Genomic DNA, 15309 nt, shown 5'->3' with positions numbered 1-15309 from the left:
GCCGTGACCGTGGTGGCCTTGAAGTCGGCCACCTGGGCGTGCGCGAAGGTGCCCATCCGGCCCCACTGCACGACGGTCACGGTCCTGCCGTCCCGGCCCACCGAGAACAGGCCGATGTCGGAGGCGCCCCACTCGGCGACCGTGTGGACGCCGTAGACGTGGGCGCCCTCCTCCACGTTCAGCCGGCCGTAGTACTTCTGCGTGGCGGTGATGTCGGGGCACCGCTCCATCACCTTCCGCGCGCAGTCGGCGAGGTTCCTGCGCAGCAGGGCGGCGAACTCCCGGGCCTGCCGCGGGCTGCGCTCGACGACCGTGACCTGGAGGGCACCGGTGTCGTACTCGGTCCAGTACCGGCGGTGGGAGGCGGTGGACGGCAGCGCCTCGCCGACGCACATGGGCAGCGGCTCCGGCTGTCCGGCGGTGACCGGTCCGGCGTACCAGTCGGAGGCGGGGTGCGGCGGCAGTTCGGCCGGCTCCAGGAAGGCGGGCGGATCGGTCCGCGGTGTCGCCGCGGTCGCCGGGACCGCGGCCACGGCGACCGCGGCACCGGCCGCCAGCGCGGTCATGGCGGCGCGGGCCCCTCGGTTACGGACGTGCATGTGTCCCCCATGTCGGTTCGTCGGTATCGGTCGTCCTTTTCCCCGTACGACCCGTACGACCCGACATGAGGGTGAAGGGTTGCCCTTGTCCCTGCTACGAATTCACCCGTCCGCGTTGTCGGTGCGCATCCGCACCTGCTCCTCCAGACGGCGCAGGCTGCTGTCGAGGGCGTCGGCCACCGTGTGCTGCCCGGGGTCGTGGCCCTCGTCGAAGAACGAAAGGTGCACCGTCACCTCGCTGGCCCCGCTGTCGAGTCCGGCGACCTGCAGCCAGCCGGCGTAGCTGCCCTGGTCGCGGGTGCCCCATTCGAGCCGCATCTGCTCGGGCCGGGCGCTCAGCAGCGCGGAGGTGTCCTGGTCGGTGCGGTCCTCGTGCACGGTGACCGCCGGCGGGTCCTCGGGCTCCACGTGCAGGTCGCGGGGCAGCCAGGTGTCCAGCTGTCCGACGTTCGCGGCCTGGTCGAAGACCTGCTCGGGATGGGCGGGCATGGTGCGGGAACGCTCGTACTCGGTCATGCGGCACCACTCCTTCGCGCTCGGTGTCGTACGACGTGACGCGTGCCCTGTCTGCCCGGACCGAAGCGCTTCGGCGGTGATCCGCTCGACGGGCGGGGCGGGGCGCCCAATGCCAGACTGCTGCGCAGTGTGCCCCGCCACGACGGGTTTCTCGACGAGGGGAGACGAGGTGTCCACGCCAGAGGCGAGCGATGCGCTGCTGCAGGAGTTCCTCGCCGATCCGGCCCATCTGACCCTGGACCTGGCCGGCGCGGTGGCCCGGTGCACGAAGGCGCTGGATCTCCAGCACGCGGTGGTCTACCTCGTCGACCTGCAGCAACGGCACCTCATACCGCAGACCGACGTGGCATCGGCCATCCTCGTCGACGGCTCCCTCGCGGGCTGGGCCTACCGCACCCAGGCGCTGCGTGTGGAGGAGTCGGACACGGGCGGCGTCACGGCGTGGCTGCCCCTGGTGGACGGTGCCGAGCGGCTCGGCGTACTGGCGGTGCACTCGTCGGCGCTCACCTCCGCCACCCTGACCCGGGGGCGGGCGCTGGCCTCGCTCCTGGCCATGATGATCACCTCGAAGCGGGCCTTCGAGGATTCCTTCGTCCGGCACACCCGGACCGAACCGATGCACCTTCCCTCGGAGATGCTCCGCGCGTTTCTGCCGCCGCGCACCATCGGCAACTCGCACGTCGTGTCGACGGCCGTCCTCGAACCGGCCTACGAGCTCGGCGGGGACGCCTTCGACCACTCGCTCACCCAGACGACACTGCACGCCTCGGTCATCGACTCCATGGGGCACGACCTGGCTTCCGGGCTGACCAGCGCGGTGGCGCTGGCCGCCTGCCGCAACGCCCGGCGCAACGGCGCCGACCTGCCCACGCTCGTGGAGTGCGTCGACGACGCGCTGGCCCGCTGGCTGCCGGAGCAGTACTGCACCGCGGTCCTCGCCCAGTTGGAGTTCGAGACCGGCCTGCTGCGCTGGAGCAACTGCGGGCACCCGGCGCCTCTCCTGATCCGGGGCGAGCAGTTGATCGTCGACGCCCTGGAGCGGGACGCCGACCCGCCGATGGGCGCGCCGGCTCTCCTGTCCGCCGAGCCGCGCCGGACGCACGAGATGAGGCTCGAACCCGGTGACCGGGTGCTGATGTACACCGACGGGGTCACGGAGGCGCGCACCCGGGAGGAGAAGCTGTTCGGGCTCGAACGGTTCGCGGACTACGTCATCCGGGCCACGGCGGGCGGCGAGCTGGCGCCCGAGTCGCTGCGGCGCCTGATCCACTCGATCCTGGACTCGCACACCGGCGGGCGGCTGCGGGACGATGCGACGATCCTCATGTTCGAATGGCGGCCGCCGGTCTGCTGACGCCGCCGCGGCACGGCCCCCGACAGGTCAGACCGGGTGCCCCTGAGCGCGCAGCCAGTCGTGCACGGTGTCCTTGTCCGACGGGGTGATGCGGACGGGTCCGTCCACGTAGGGGCCCTCGTCCTCGGTGAAACCGGTGTCCGTGATCCTCGCGGTGACCCAGGTGGCCAGGTCCTGGGCGGCCCGCTCGGACAGGGCGCCTCGCTCCCAGCCGGTGCGGGCCTCGTGGGCCGCGGCACGGTCGTGTTCCTCGGTCTCCGCCAGCCACGCGGCCACCAGCCGTTCCACCGTCCGGCGGTCCTCGGGTCCGGTCCGCTGCTGCGCCTGCTTGTCGTTCATGCCGCCCGAGTGCCCGGATTCCTCCCGACGCCTCACCTCCAAGACGGGTTCGTGTCGGCGCTACCCGGCCGGGTACCCGGAATCCAGCGGAGGACCGACCCGACACGGACAGCCCGGGAAGGGGACAGCGATGACGCAGCCCGCCGACGACCACGCTCTCGACCAGCGCGCCGGCGTTTCCGAGCTCCGTCTGGCAGCGGGGGACCCGGAAGTCGTCCCTCAGAACGACGCACGCCACGAGGATCTCCCGCTCGACCGCAATCAGGCGATCCTGCAGGCGACCAAGCAGGTGGGCTCGATCCTGAAGAAGAAGGAGCACCCGTTCGCGCTGGCCGGCAGCGTGGCCGTGTACGCGCACGGCGGCACCCAGAACCTTCAGCACGACGTCGACTTCTGCATCCGGCCGGGCGACGCGGAGGCCGTCGCCGCGACGCTGCGGGAGGCCGGTCTGGCGGTGTACACGCCGCCCGAGGACTGGCTGCTGAAGGCGAACTGCCTGGGACAGCAGGTCGACCTCATCTTCGAGCTGGCACACGAGCCCGTCACGACACAGTTGCTGGCGCGGGCCCAGGACCTCTCGGTCGACTCGGTGCTCATGCCGGTCCTGTCGCCGACCGATCTGCTGCGCGGTCTGCTGGCGGCCTTCTCGGAGCACCACTGCGACTTCGGGGCGGTACTGCCGATCGCCCGCACGCTGCGGGAGAAGATCGACTGGGAGGAACTGCGCCGCGACTGCGGGGACGCCCCGATGCCCGCCGCGTTCTTCTTCATCCTCGAACGGCTGGAGATCATCTCCCCGGCCCACTCCGCGAAGGAGGACCAGCGATGAGCGACCCCGTCGCACACCAGGGGCCCGCGGCGAGCGGCACCCCTGCCCCGGCCGAGAACGTCGAGTACCGCGTGGCCCACCTGCACGACCGGCTCGCCGCGGAGGAACTCGGCGAGCTGGGCGTACGGGCCGAGATCCGGGCCGGCGCGATCGTGCTCACCGGCACGGTGCCTTCCGCGCAGTGCCGCGAGACGGTGCTGCGGGTCGCCCACGAGGAGTTGGCCGGGCTCACCGTGCACACCGACGTCGTGGTGGCGGAGACGGCCGGCCCCGACCACGCGGAGGAGCTGTGATGGTCCGCGTCGCCGCCGTCGGAGACATCCACATGGGGCCGGACAGCCAGGGACTGCTGCGGCCGGCCTTCGAGACCCTGCCCGACTGTGCCGACCTGCTGCTGCTCGCCGGGGACCTCACCCGGCACGGCACGCCGGAGGAGGCGCGGGTGGTGGCCCAGGAGGTACGCGGCCTGCCGGTACCGGTGGTGGCCGTGCTCGGCAACCACGACCACCACGACGAACAGCCCGAGAAGGTCACCGCCCTCCTCCGGGACGCCGGCGTGCGAGTCCTGGAGGGCGAGGGGACCGTCGTGGAGTGCGCCGGGACACGGGTGGGGATCGCCGGGACCAAGGGGTTCGGCGGCGGTTTCGTCGGGCGCAGCGCGGGAGAGTTCGGCGAGCCGATCATGAAGGAGTTCGTCCGCACCACACGCCGCTCGGCGGACAGCCTGCACGCCGCGCTGAAGGAACTGGACGACGAGGGCTGCGCGGCCCGGGTGGCACTGACCCACTTCTCCCCCGTCGCCGACACGCTCGCCGGGGAGCCGCCGGAGATCCACCCGTTCCTCGGCAGCTATCTCCTGGCCGAGGCGATCGACACGGCCGGCGCGGACCTCGCCGTTCACGGTCACGCCCACCTGGGCTCGGAGCACGGGATGACGGCGGGCGGAGTGCGGGTGCGCAACGTGGCCCAGCCCGTGATCCGCCGGGCCTTCAACGTCTACCGGCTGGGCACCGGATGACCGCCGCCTGCGTCAGTCCGGGCCGGTGTCCTGCGTCGTACGTCCGAGGCAGGTGACGTTCGCGGGGTCCAGACCCGCCGCCTCGATCACGTGGAAGCCCATACGGTCGTAGAAGGCCCTGGCCGGCGTGTTGGCGGTCGCCATGACCAGGTGGACGGCCGGTACCCCGCGCTCCCGCAGTGCCCGCCAGAACGTGCGCATCAGTGCCCGGCCGTGTCCGCGGCCCTGCCAGTCGGGCAGCAGGTCGATGTGGAGATGGGCCGGGTACGCGGCGAGTTCGGGGACGATCATCCGCTCCGGGTCGTGCAGCAGTCCGGCCATGACCTCGTCCGGGGAGCCGGGCGGGCCGTCCGGTGCCGGGTAGCGGTGGGCGACCCGTGGCAGCCACGTGGCCCGGAACCTCTCCGCGAAGCGCGGGGTGTCCGCCGTGCCGAGGATGTAGCCGACCGCCCGGCCCTGTCCGTCGTCCAGTACGAAGGCAAGGTCGGGGTCCAGGTGGACGTAGGGTGCGGCGAAGATGGCGGGCAGGACGGCTGGGTCGGCGTACACGGGCCTGCTGTCCCGGCCGTTGTGCGCGGTGCGGACGCAGATGTCGTCGAGTGCGGGGGCGTCGGCGGGGCGGTACGGGCGTACAGCGGCTGTCGAGGTCACCGCAGCATCCTGCCCGCCTGGGAGCGCTCCCACAAGTGGTCCGCTTCGATCTGTGGCGCCCGGGTACCCGGCGGCCCGCAGCGTGACGGCGGTGGGCAGGAGGCCGGCAATGAAGGACACGGCGGACCGGATCGCGCAGCCGTGGGGCGACAGAGTGCCCTACGGGCGGCACGAGACCTGGCCGGCCCGGGTGGACACGTTCCTCGCGGACGGCGTGGAGCCCGAGGCGGTGCAGCAGTGGGTGCAGTCGGCGTCGATCCTGCACTCCGACGGGGACGCCATGGACATCGCGGTGGCCGACGGCCGGATGGTGGGCGTACGGGGCCGGGACGTGGACCGGGTCAACCGCGGCCGGCTCGGCCCGAAGGACCTGTTCGGCTGGCAGGCGAACGGCTCCCGGGACCGGCTGACCCGGCCGCTGGTGCGGCGCGACGGGCGACTGGAGGAGACTGACTGGGACACGGCGATGAACCTGGTCGCCGCCCGCTCCCGCGAACTGCTGGACGAGCGCGGACCGGGCTCGATCGGCTTCTACACCACCGGGCAGCTGTTCCTGGAGGAGTACTACACGCTCACGGTCCTCGCCCGGGCCGGCATCGGCACCAACCACCTCGACGGCAACACCCGGTTGTGCACGTCGACGGCCGCGGAGGCGCTCAAGGAGACCTTCGGCTGCGACGGGCAGCCCGGCAGCTACGACGACTTCGACCACGCCGACGTGGTCGCGCTGTTCGGCCACAACATCGCCGAGACCCAGCCCGTGCAGTGGATGCGGCTGCTGGACCGGATGGAGGGGACCGATCCACCGCGCCTGCTGTGCGTGGACCCCCGCACCACGCGGGTCGCCCGGCACGCCGCCGTGCACCTCGCGCCTCGCGGCGGCACCAACGTCGCCCTGCTCAACGCGCTGCTGCACGAGACGATCCGGCACGACCGGATCGACCGCGACTTCATCGACGCGCACACCGTCGGCTTCGAGGAGCTGGCCGAGCGCGTCGCCGACTGCACGCCCAAGTGGGCCGCGGAGATCTGCGACGTCCCCGCCGCGCGGATCGAGGAGGCGGCCGAACTCGTCGGCACCACCGACGCGTTGGTCTCCACCGTCCTCCAGGGCGTCTACCAGTCCCACCAGGCCACGGCCGCCGCGGTGCAGATCAACAACCTGCACCTGATCCGGGGCATGCTGGGCCGCCCCGGCGCCGGCCTCCTGCAGATGAACGGCCAGCCCACCGCACAGAACACCCGCGAGTGCGGCGCCAACGGCGACCTGCCGGGCTTCCGCAACTGGCAGAACGACTCCCACGTCGCCGACCTCGCGAAGGTGTGGAACGTCGAGCCGGAGACCATCCCGCACTACGCGCCGCCCACGCACGCGATGCAGATGTACCGGTACGCCGAGCAGGGCTCGATCCGGATGCTGTGGATCAGCGGCACCAACCCGGCCGTGTCCCTGCCCGAACTGTCCCGCATCCGCTCGATCCTGACGCAGAATCGCCTGTTCACAGTCGTACAGGACCTGTTCCTGACGGAGACGGCGCAACTGGCCGACGTGGTGCTGCCCGCCGCCACCTGGGGCGAGAAGACCGGCGCCCTCACCAACGCCGACCGCACGGTGCACCTGTCGGAGAAGGCCGTCGAGCCGCCCGGCGAGGCCAAACCGGACCTCGACATCTTCCTGGACTACGCCCGGCGCATGGACTTCCGGGACAAGGACGGCGGCCCGCTGATCACCTGGGACGACCCCGAGTCGGCGTTCGAGGCGTGGAAGCGCTGCAGCGCGGGCCGCCCCTGCGACTACACCGGCCTGTCCTACGCCAAGCTGCGCGACACCAGCGGTGTCCAGTGGCCCTGCGACGAGGAGTCACCCGAGGGCACCGCGCGCCTCTACACGGACGGCATCAGCTGGGCCCACCCGGACCTGTGCGAGAGCTACGGCAAGGATCTGGAGACCGGGGCGTCGCAGGAGGCAGTCGAGTACCGCTCCCTCAACCCCGACGGCAAGGCGATGCTGAAGGCCGCCGCCTACCGGCCGCCGCACGAGGAGCCGGACGAGGAGCACCCGTTCCAGCTCACCACCGGACGGACGATCTACCACTTCCACACCCGTACGAAGACCGGGCGGGCACCCCAGCTCCGCGACGCCGCCCCGGACGTGTGGGTGGAGATCTCCACCGCGGACGCGGACCGGCTCGGCCTCGGCGAGGGCGACCTGGTCGACGTGACGAGCAAGCGCGGTTCGCTGCGGGGGCGGCTGCGGGTGACCGGCATCCGGCCGGGCCTGCTGTTCGTGCCCTTCCACTACGGCTACTGGGACACCGAGGACGGGTCGGGACCGGGCCCGGACACCCCCGGGCGGGCGGCGAACGAGACGACCGTCACCGACTGGGACCCGGCGTCCAAGCAGCCGCTGTTCAAGACGGCGACGGCCGGCCTCACCCTCGTGGAACGCGGCGACGGCAGTGCCTCCCCGGCACCGACCACCGCCGCCTCGGCGCCCGCCGCCCCCGGCGTCGCGACACCCACCGCGGGCGGACCGGCGGCGCACACGACACAGACGCCGACCGAGTTCCCGCACGGCCGTGAGGAAGGCGCCCAGTGAACGGCATCACCCTGACCCTGCGCACCCTGCACCGCGGCGAACGGCACCTGGCGCACGACCTGGTGAGCGTCGCCGAGCGGCACCGCACCGAGCACGAGGTCCATCACGTCGCCACCGACCTCGCCGTCTGGTCCCGCGAACACGTCCGGCGGCTGGCCGAGGTCGCCGCGCACCACGACGTGAGGCTCGGCGACCCGCCGGACCACTCGTCGGACGGCGTCCTCGCGACGCTGCGGAAGCAGGCGTCGGAGGCGGTGGTGCACCGTCCCGAGCCCGGTCTGCTGCTCCTGCACGACCTACGGGAGCTGCACATCGCCGCCGCGGAGAACTCCCTGCACTGGGAGATGCTCGCCCAGGCCGCCCAGGCTTCCAGGGACAGCGAACTGCTGGGGCTGGCCTCGGCCTGCCACCCGCGGACACTGCGCCAGATGCGCTGGACCAACACCATGATCAAGAACCTGTCGCCGCAGATCCTCAACAGCCTGTGACCTGCGCGGAGCCCGCGCGGCGCGATGCCGGAGAGCGCCGGTACCGCGCCGGACGCCGAATGGCGCCGCCGGGTCCGGGCACCTGATGATCCAAGTAGGCGTCACACCCTCGGCAACCTCCGACACCCATGGAAAGAAGCGGGAGAGACTGTCATGAGTCTTCTGCGTATGGCCGGCCGCCCGATGCTCGCCTCGATGTTCGTCGCGGGCGGTCTGCACGCCCTGCGCCGGCCCGCGGACGTGGCCCCGGCGGCCGAGCCGATCGTGCGGCCGGTGGCGGACCGCGTGGCGGCGCTGCCGGACGACACCGAACAACTAGTACGGCTCAACGGCGCCGTCCAGGTGGCGGGCGGGGTCCTGCTCGGGCTCGGCCGCTGCCCGCGGCTGGCCGCGCTTGCCCTCGCGGCGACGCTGGTCCCCACCACTCTGGCGGCGCACCGCTACTGGGATGCGGAGGACCCGTCCGACCGCGCCCAGCAGCGAATCCACTTCCTGAAGAACCTGTCCATGATGGGCGGGCTGCTGATCGCGGCCGACGACACCGGCAGCGCCCCCTCGCTGCTGTGGCGCGGCCGCCACGCGGCCCAAGACCTGCGGCACGACGCCCACTTGGTGCACCGTTCGGTCAAGGCCGCGGCCCGCCCCGCGGCGGCCGCGGGTGGTATCCGGGCCAAGCTGGGCAGCTGCTGAAGGGGGCGTTAGCCCACTGAGTGTGGGGGGACCCGACGTCCGTGGCGGGTCGGTCCCGTAACCGCCACGACCTGCTGGAGGTGAAGCATGGGACACGGAGGAAACGTGATCGACGAGCTGACGACCGATCACCGTGAGGTCGAGGAGCTCTTCGGCAAGATCGAGGCCCTGCCGTCCGGTCACAAGGACCGCAAGCTGTACGCCGATCAGGCCACCATCGAGCTGATCCGGCATTCGGTGGCGGAGGAGGCGTATCTCTACCCGGCCGTCCGTGAGCACGTGGCGAACGGAGATGCCCTCGCGGACAAGGAACTCGAGGACCACGCCGAGGCCGAGCAGATCATGAAGGACCTGGAGGGCTGCGCGGCGGACGACGCCGAGTTCGACCGGTTGATCGGCAAGCTGATGAGCGAGATCCGTGAGCACGTCGCCGACGAGGAGGGCAACCTCTTCCCGCGGCTCCGCGAGGCCTGCCCCGCGGACGCGCTGAACCAGTTGGGCGACAAGGTCCGGCAGGCGAAGAAGACGGCGCCGACACGTCCGCACCCGTCCGCGCCGGACAAGCCCCCGATGAACAAGCTCCTGGCGCCCGGGGCGGGAATGGTCGACCGGGTGCGGGACGCGATGTCGGGGCGGGGCAAGGCCGACTGAGCGCCCTGTCCGCAAACCCGTGTGAGGGCACGTCGCCATTGGCGACGGGCCCTCACACGGCGTTCAAGCCCACCACTCCCCCGCCCTCCCGGGTGCCGCCGTCGTCGGGATCGTCTCGGGCAGGCCGCGAAGCGAGGCGATGGTGCGTTCCAGTCCGTCCTGCCAGGTCACGCTCGGCAGCCAGCCGAAGATCTCGCGGGCGAAGCCGGTGACCGGCCGGGGCTCGGCAGGCCGGTCCCCCGCCCCGTCGACGAACGTCAGCGGCGAGCCGGACCCGGTCAGGTCGATCACCAGGCGGGCGATCTCCGCGGCGGTGGGCTCCTCGTCGCCACCGATGTCCACGGGCCGCACCGAGCGCCCGGCGGCGACCAGCAGCACGCCGTCGACCATGTCGTCGACGTAGCACAGGGGGTGCTTCCGGCTGCCGTCCCCGGTGACGGTGACGGGCCGGCCGGCGAGGGCCTGCTCGATGAAGCCGGCCAGCGTTCCACCGGCGTCCGTGCGCATGCCGGGTCCGTAGCCGGTGAACAGCCGGACGATGCCGGCGTTCGAGCCGTGGGCGCCCGCGTGCGCGGCGACCAGAGCCTCCGAGAACCGGACGGCCTCTGCACAGGCGCTGTGCGGACCGACCGGGTCGGCGTCGGGCGGCACCGGCGGCGAGGAGGCGAGCAGAAACCGGGCACCGTCCCGGTCGGCGACGGCCAGCGCGTTGCGGGTACCGAGGCTGGCGGCGTCCAGGACCTCCACGGGCCGGTCCGGCCAGGCGGCCGGGGATCCGGGGCCCGCCAGGTGCAGGACCAGGTCGTAGGAGCCGGCCAAGGCCTCCGAGCAGTCGGGATCGGAGACGTCGCGTTCCAGGAAGCGGAAGCCGGGCCGGCCGGCGAGATGGGCCACCTTCTCCGCCCGCCCCGTGGAGAGATCGTCCAGGCAGTCGACTTCGACACCTGAATCGAGCAGGCGGGTGCACAGATGTGAACCGAGGAACCCCGCGCCGCCGGTCACCAGGACATGGTTCCAGGACGGGCTGAACGCCGCCGTCGACATCATGAGGACGACCTTTCTTCCTCTGCGAAACGCTGACGGAGCGTGCCCCGGGTGCCCAACCGAGTCGCTTTCACGCTCTGACGTCTACTGCGACCCCCTGCCGTCACGGTCCGTGAGCACCAGCGCCTGTGATCAAACCCACTCGAACCACCAAATCAGTTGGCGGAAAAGGAGTTTGGCCCCTCCGGCCCTGGCCCGGGGGCGGGGACCGGCGATGACTCGCCGTTCCCTTCTGCCACGATGGTCGGCGCCGTCTCCGGCTCAGTGGAGTGGCCGCGCAACGCAGCCGGCCTCCTCGCTCCCGTCCCTTTCCCTTCCGGGTCTCACGACTCGTCTTCGAGTGGCGCACTGTGTCTTCTTCCCCCGCCTCCGCACCGTCCCGTTCGCCGTGGCGTTCCCTGAGATACCGCAGCATGCGCTGGTGGTCGGTCGCGAACTTCGTGTCGAACGCCGGTACGTGGATGCAGCTCACGGTGCAGAACCTGCTGGTCCTGCAGATCACCGGGTCCGCCGCCGCGACAGGTCTGTCGATGTCCGTCCAGGCCGCGCCCGCGCTCCTGATCAGCGTCTTCGGCGGCGCGGCCGTCGACCGCTGGCCACGGAAGCTGACCGCCGCGGTCAGCCAGGCCCTGCTCGGCGCGGTCGCGTTCGTGACGGCGCTGATGGTGGCACTGGACCGACTCGACGTGACCTCCCTGATGCTGCTGGCCGCCGTCACCGGGGTCATCGCCACCGTCGACGGCCCGGCGTGTTCGCTGCTGGGCAACGACCTCGTCCCGCCCCAGGACGTGCCCTCCGCGATCGGCGTGGGCGCCCTGGTGCACCAGGCCGGCCGCCTCACGGGCGCCGCGCTGGCCGGGGTGACGGTCGGCTTCCTCGGCACGGCCGCCGCCTACGCCGCCAACGGCTTGTCGTTCCTGTTCGTGGCCTCGGTCATCCCCTTCCTGCGTCCGGCACCCGGTGCGGTCAAGCGCACCGGGGCGGTGAAGCGCGGCGCTGACGCGGACACCATGACCATCCGCGAGGGACTGGCCTTCTTCGCGCGCCGTCCCCGCCTGCTGGCGCTGGCCGGCGTCACCGGGGTCAGCGCGGTCTTCGGCCGCAACTACCAGCTCACCCTGGCCGTCCTGGTCACCGGGCCGCTCGCGGGCGGCGCCGGTTCGTTCGGCACGGTCTCCACGGTGCTGGCCGTCGGCGGCATCGTCGGCGCCGTCCTGGGCGCCCGGCTGCGCCGGCCCTCCGTGCGGATCGTGGGCGCGCTGGCGGCGGCGGGCGGGCTGCTGCAGGTGGTGGCCGGCCTGTCGCCATCACTGGCCGTCCTCCTGGTGATGGTGCTGCCGATGGCCGTGGTGGAGTCCGTCTCCGACACCGCGGGCACGGCGGTGCTCCAGACCGACCCGCCCGCGCACATGCGGGGCCGGGTGCTCGGGGTGTGGGGCAGCATCGGCACCGTGTGGAGCCTCGGCGGCCCCCCTGCCCTCGGCCTGCTGATGGAGCTGGCCGGCGCACGCGGCGCCCTCGTCGCGGGCGGACTGATCATCGCCGGCAGCATCGGCGCCGGCCACCTCCTGCGGGAGCGCCGGATCACCGCCCCGGTGGCGGTACGGGCCGGAGACGCGGATGTGCCCGAGCAGGCGGCGCTGGGGACAGCCGCCTGACCGAGCGGGGCGCGACTCGGGACGGGGTTGGGTGACGCGTCCCGGCGCTACGGGGTGCCGCCGCGCCCACCCGTGCCGCCCCAGCGGCACGACTGGCCGCAGCTGGGCGGGCTGGACGGACAGCCGCGTACGACTGCCCGCAGCTACGCGGGCGGGGAAAACCGGTAGCCGCGTACGGCGCGAAGGGGACGTGTCGGGGGGTGTCCGCCCGCAGCGGTGGGCGCGTCAGCGCCGGCGCTTCCGCGTCCGACCGATTCCGCGCCGTTCCGAGGACGGACACCCCCCGGGCTCGGCCCCGACCCACCACACCACCGCACGCGCCACCCGTACCCCCACCGGCGCAGGTGCACGGATCAGGCGACGAGCGCCTGGCCGGGATCCAGTCGGGCCACGAGCCGGGCGTGGTGGAGTTCGGCGACAGGCGCGGCGAGGTCGGGATGGCGCAGGAGCGTCGCCGCCCGCCGGTCCTGCTCGTCGGGCGCGAGCAGGCGCCGGAACTCGACCGGTGTACCGGACGGCCGCCCCGCCACCGGGCCGCCGTCACCTTCCGCCAGCGCCGCCACGGCCAGGGCGGCCAGTTCCGGGTCGGTCAGCAGGCAGGCCGCCCAGCTCGCGACGACCTCGTCCACCCAGGTCCGCCAGGCGTCCCCGTCCGGGTCGGCGGCAGCCGTACCGTCCGCGCCGGTGATCCAGTCGAGCCGGGCAGAGCCTCCGGGGCCCGCCACGCCCAGCAGCGCGACGTCCATCGGGGTCGGATAGCGCAGCCGGGCCGCGACCGTCACCGCCTGCCGCGCCTGCACCTCACCCAGGGCGCAGGCCAGCGCGCCGCCGGACGCCGGGTAGGCGCGGGTGAGCCACTGGGCGGTCGCCGCGATGACGGGGGAGAGATCTGCGTGCACTGCCGGGCCGTCCGAACTGCTCGTCGTGGGGACAGGGAGTCTGGTCGTCGTGGAGGACACGACGACCGTAGCCCGGGGCCCCCGGCGCGGAACATGGCCCGGCTCTCCCCGGCGGCGTGGCCTCGGACACATCGCACGCGTGAAGGCCGCCCGGCCACAGGCAGCGGCACACGGCGTGAGGACCGCCCCGTTGGCAGGCAGCCGCACACGGCATGACGACCGCCCGGCCCCAGGCAGGAACACACGGCATGACGACCGCCCCGCCCCAGGCAGGAACACACGGCATGACGACCGCCCCGCCCCAGGCAGGAACACACGGCGTGACGACCGCCCGGCCGCAGACAGGGACACACGGCGTGCCCCTCCGCGCCGCCGCCTCACAGGCGCGCGACCCCGGCGGCGCCGCCCCATGCCGAGCGTTCGATCACTCGGCCGCCACGACGATGCAGCGCCGCAGCTCCTCGACCGCCACCGGATCGCCCTCGATCGTCACCCCGGAGCCCTCAGACCCCCCGGTACCCCCGTCGGCGCCCTCACGGTTCCACAGCCGGCGCAGCACGGCCTCCGGGCTGCCGCTGAACGTCACGTCGGCCGTGCCCTCGCCGGCGCCGTCCGTCACGGCGAACTCCCCCGGGCCGGTCCGCACCCGCCACGCCGTGTCACCGGCCCGCACCAGGAGCGTGTGCCCCGGCGAATCGGCCAGGATGTCGGTGAAGTACTCGCCCCACTCGGCGACGGAGTACGCGGCGAAGACCTTGAGCAGCTCGTCGATCCCGTCCACGGCGAGATCGGCCGGGACCGGCGCGACAGCCTGCCCGGTGCCCAGTTCGGCGTCGATGCGGTGGATGACGGTCTCCTGGGCCATCCGCCGGATCCAGAAACCGACGCTCTGGTCGGGGCCGTACCAGGCGGCGGCCGGGTCCTCGGGAGCGCGGGTGGCGAACTCGGCGCGCAGCGCGGTGTACCCACGGTCGAGCAGCGCCGTCGGCTCCTCCTTGGCGAACTCCTCCGGCGGCCACGGCTCGGGCTCGACGCCCTCCCGCATGGCGACGGTCTTGTGCAGGTAGACCTCGCCGACGTGGCGGGTCAGATCGGCGACGGTCCAACCGGGGCAGGTGGGAACCGGGGCGTCGGCGGCGGTCTCGACGACGGCCCGCAGCCGATCGTAGTCGGCCGCGAGGCAGTCGAGGAAGCGGGAGTACTCCATGCCGCGGAGCCAAGCACACGCTCAGGACCGGAGCACGCGGTTTTACCGGCCCGGGGGGATCGGACCCGTGGTCACCAGGCCCCGCTGGTGAGCACCGGCCGGCGGACCGCCTCGGCGGCGTCCCGCAGATGGAGGGCGACGGTGATCAGGGCGCGCAGGGCGGAGGGACGCAGGCTCTGGGCGCTCTCGGCGGCCAGCACCAGGAGGCAGCCCGCGGCCTGCTCGACCACCGGGACGGAGAACGCGAAGTTGTCGCCGTCGGCCCCGCGGAACGCGCGCCAGGGGGTCGCCGCGCCGTCGATGGCCTTCTGGACCGCGTGCTCGAGGTGCTGTGCGGCCTGCTCGCACACGGGGGCGGGCAAGGTGATGGTCCGATGGAACGCTGAACTGGTCATAGTCCCACTGCTCCCCCGCGCCCGGGGGGTTCGATCGGCGTACCGGGCGTTTTTCACCGGGTCGGCCGCAACCGGGTCCCGGGCTCCTAGGCTGGTCGCCGTGTGCCCCACCACCTCGCCCTCGGCCGCCGCGGCCCGGTTCACCGGCCGGTCGGTGACCGGTGAGCGCCCGCTGTCCGGTTCGCTCACCGAAGTCACCCTCGACGACGGACACACGGTGATGGTCAAACGCGGTGACGGGGCGGGAGCGGCGCGGGCCGAGGCCGCCGGGCTGCGCTGGCTGGCCGACGCCCACTCGGTGCGGATCCCGGCGGTGCGCGGCGACGACGAGCGCTGGCTGGTCACCGACCGCGTGGCACAGGGCCGGGCGGG

At 72.9% G+C, this 15309-nt stretch carries 17 protein-coding genes and 1 pseudogene; 10 read left to right on the top strand and 8 right to left on the bottom strand.

Going from position 1 to position 15309, the window contains the following annotated elements:
* Positions 1-599 (bottom strand): hypothetical protein (locus EBH09_RS34510; RefSeq protein WP_121751154.1); only part of this gene is annotated, 599 nt, incomplete at its 3' end.
* Between the two features lie 102 nt (positions 600-701).
* Positions 702-1115, bottom strand: coding sequence for an SRPBCC family protein (locus tag EBH09_RS34505; RefSeq protein WP_121750733.1), 414 nt, complete (start codon positions 1113-1115; stop codon positions 702-704).
* A gap of 169 nt (positions 1116-1284) precedes the next feature.
* On the opposite strand from EBH09_RS34505, the gene EBH09_RS34500 reads away from it, so the two are divergent.
* Positions 1285-2469: a PP2C family protein-serine/threonine phosphatase gene (locus tag EBH09_RS34500; protein ID WP_121750732.1), complete on the top strand. Its 1185-nt coding sequence runs from the start codon at positions 1285-1287 to the stop codon at positions 2467-2469.
* A gap of 27 nt (positions 2470-2496) precedes the next feature.
* Here EBH09_RS34500 and EBH09_RS34495 read toward each other — a convergent pair whose 3' ends face one another.
* A complete protein-coding gene (locus EBH09_RS34495) occupies positions 2497-2808 on the bottom strand; it encodes a hypothetical protein (protein WP_121750731.1) in 312 nt (103 codons plus the stop codon).
* A gap of 130 nt (positions 2809-2938) precedes the next feature.
* On the opposite strand from EBH09_RS34495, the gene EBH09_RS34490 reads away from it, so the two are divergent.
* The 3 genes from EBH09_RS34490 to EBH09_RS34480 are packed head-to-tail and all read left to right on the top strand — an operon-like array spanning position 2939 to position 4655.
* Complete coding sequence (locus EBH09_RS34490; RefSeq protein WP_121750730.1) at positions 2939-3637, top strand: nucleotidyltransferase family protein; 699 nt, start codon at positions 2939-2941, stop codon at positions 3635-3637.
* Positions 3634-3930, top strand: coding sequence for a BON domain-containing protein (locus tag EBH09_RS34485; RefSeq protein WP_121750729.1), 297 nt, complete (start codon positions 3634-3636; stop codon positions 3928-3930). Before EBH09_RS34490 ends, EBH09_RS34485 begins: the two co-directional genes overlap by 4 nt.
* Positions 3930-4655, top strand: a complete 726-nt coding sequence (locus EBH09_RS34480) for a metallophosphoesterase (RefSeq protein ID WP_193776689.1) — start codon at positions 3930-3932, stop codon at positions 4653-4655. Before EBH09_RS34485 ends, EBH09_RS34480 begins: the two co-directional genes overlap by 1 nt.
* A gap of 12 nt (positions 4656-4667) precedes the next feature.
* On the opposite strand, the gene EBH09_RS34475 is transcribed toward EBH09_RS34480, so the two are convergent.
* On the bottom strand, positions 4668-5306 hold the full coding sequence (locus tag EBH09_RS34475) for an N-acetyltransferase (protein WP_193776688.1): 639 nt from the start codon (positions 5304-5306) through the stop codon (positions 4668-4670).
* Between the two features lie 109 nt (positions 5307-5415).
* Here EBH09_RS34475 and EBH09_RS34470 point away from each other — a divergent pair, with 109 nt between their 5' ends.
* From EBH09_RS34470 to EBH09_RS34455, 4 genes are all read left to right on the top strand, one after another.
* Positions 5416-7905: a nitrate reductase gene (locus EBH09_RS34470; protein ID WP_121750726.1), complete on the top strand. Its 2490-nt coding sequence runs from the start codon at positions 5416-5418 to the stop codon at positions 7903-7905.
* Positions 7902-8393, top strand: coding sequence for a hypothetical protein (locus tag EBH09_RS34465; RefSeq protein WP_121750725.1), 492 nt, complete (start codon positions 7902-7904; stop codon positions 8391-8393). The genes EBH09_RS34470 and EBH09_RS34465 overlap by 4 nt, the downstream gene beginning before the upstream one ends.
* Before the next feature lie 153 nt (positions 8394-8546).
* Entirely contained in the window at positions 8547-9083 is a 537-nt protein-coding gene (locus EBH09_RS34460) for a DoxX family protein (protein WP_121750724.1), read from the top strand.
* A gap of 87 nt (positions 9084-9170) precedes the next feature.
* Positions 9171-9734, top strand: a complete 564-nt coding sequence (locus EBH09_RS34455) for a hemerythrin domain-containing protein (RefSeq protein ID WP_121750723.1) — start codon at positions 9171-9173, stop codon at positions 9732-9734.
* Positions 9735-9797: 63 nt separating this feature from the next.
* Here the strand turns inward: EBH09_RS34455 and EBH09_RS34450 are convergent, their stop codons facing one another.
* On the bottom strand, positions 9798-10781 hold the full coding sequence (locus tag EBH09_RS34450) for an NAD-dependent epimerase/dehydratase family protein (protein WP_121750722.1): 984 nt from the start codon (positions 10779-10781) through the stop codon (positions 9798-9800).
* A gap of 347 nt (positions 10782-11128) precedes the next feature.
* Here EBH09_RS34450 and EBH09_RS34445 point away from each other — a divergent pair, with 347 nt between their 5' ends.
* Positions 11129-12436, top strand: coding sequence for an MFS transporter (locus EBH09_RS34445; RefSeq protein WP_121750721.1), 1308 nt, complete (start codon positions 11129-11131; stop codon positions 12434-12436).
* A gap of 353 nt (positions 12437-12789) precedes the next feature.
* Here the strand turns inward: EBH09_RS34445 and EBH09_RS34440 are convergent, their stop codons facing one another.
* The 3 genes from EBH09_RS34440 to EBH09_RS34430 form a co-directional block, all read right to left on the bottom strand.
* A complete protein-coding gene (locus tag EBH09_RS34440; RefSeq protein ID WP_193776687.1) occupies positions 12790-13335 on the bottom strand; it encodes a hypothetical protein in 546 nt (181 codons plus the stop codon).
* 424 nt (positions 13336-13759) lie between these two features.
* Positions 13760-14542, bottom strand: coding sequence for a maleylpyruvate isomerase family mycothiol-dependent enzyme (locus EBH09_RS34435; protein WP_121750719.1), 783 nt, complete (start codon positions 14540-14542; stop codon positions 13760-13762).
* 71 nt (positions 14543-14613) lie between these two features.
* Complete coding sequence (locus EBH09_RS34430) at positions 14614-14937, bottom strand: hypothetical protein (protein ID WP_121750718.1); 324 nt, start codon at positions 14935-14937, stop codon at positions 14614-14616.
* Positions 14938-15037: 100 nt separating this feature from the next.
* Between EBH09_RS34430 and EBH09_RS34425 the strand changes: the two are divergent.
* A pseudogene (locus EBH09_RS34425) lies at positions 15038-15309 on the top strand (fructosamine kinase); the annotation flags it as partial.

The organism is Streptomyces sp. E2N166, assembly GCF_003671715.1.
GTDB classification, from domain to species: Bacteria; Actinomycetota; Actinomycetes; order Streptomycetales; family Streptomycetaceae; genus Streptomyces; species Streptomyces thinghirensis.
The sequence above is the reverse complement of the archived record's forward strand: the minus strand, read 5'-3'. Positions and strand labels throughout refer to the sequence as shown.

Coding starts and splice junctions, on each gene's coding strand:
- EBH09_RS34435 (WP_121750719.1), bottom strand. CDS start 14,542: ATGGAGTACTCCCGCTTCCTCGACTGCCTCGCGGCCGACTACGATCGG.
- EBH09_RS34450 (WP_121750722.1), bottom strand. CDS start 10,781: ATGATGTCGACGGCGGCGTTCAGCCCGTCCTGGAACCATGTCCTGGTG.
- EBH09_RS34470 (WP_121750726.1), top strand. CDS start 5,416: ATGAAGGACACGGCGGACCGGATCGCGCAGCCGTGGGGCGACAGAGTG.
- EBH09_RS34490 (WP_121750730.1), top strand. CDS start 2,939: ATGACGCAGCCCGCCGACGACCACGCTCTCGACCAGCGCGCCGGCGTT.
- EBH09_RS34485 (WP_121750729.1), top strand. CDS start 3,634: ATGAGCGACCCCGTCGCACACCAGGGGCCCGCGGCGAGCGGCACCCCT.
- EBH09_RS34495 (WP_121750731.1), bottom strand. CDS start 2,808: ATGAACGACAAGCAGGCGCAGCAGCGGACCGGACCCGAGGACCGCCGG.
- EBH09_RS34430 (WP_121750718.1), bottom strand. CDS start 14,937: ATGACCAGTTCAGCGTTCCATCGGACCATCACCTTGCCCGCCCCCGTG.
- EBH09_RS34460 (WP_121750724.1), top strand. CDS start 8,547: ATGAGTCTTCTGCGTATGGCCGGCCGCCCGATGCTCGCCTCGATGTTC.
- EBH09_RS34480 (WP_193776689.1), top strand. CDS start 3,930: ATGGTCCGCGTCGCCGCCGTCGGAGACATCCACATGGGGCCGGACAGC.
- EBH09_RS34505 (WP_121750733.1), bottom strand. CDS start 1,115: ATGACCGAGTACGAGCGTTCCCGCACCATGCCCGCCCATCCCGAGCAG.
- EBH09_RS34455 (WP_121750723.1), top strand. CDS start 9,171: ATGGGACACGGAGGAAACGTGATCGACGAGCTGACGACCGATCACCGT.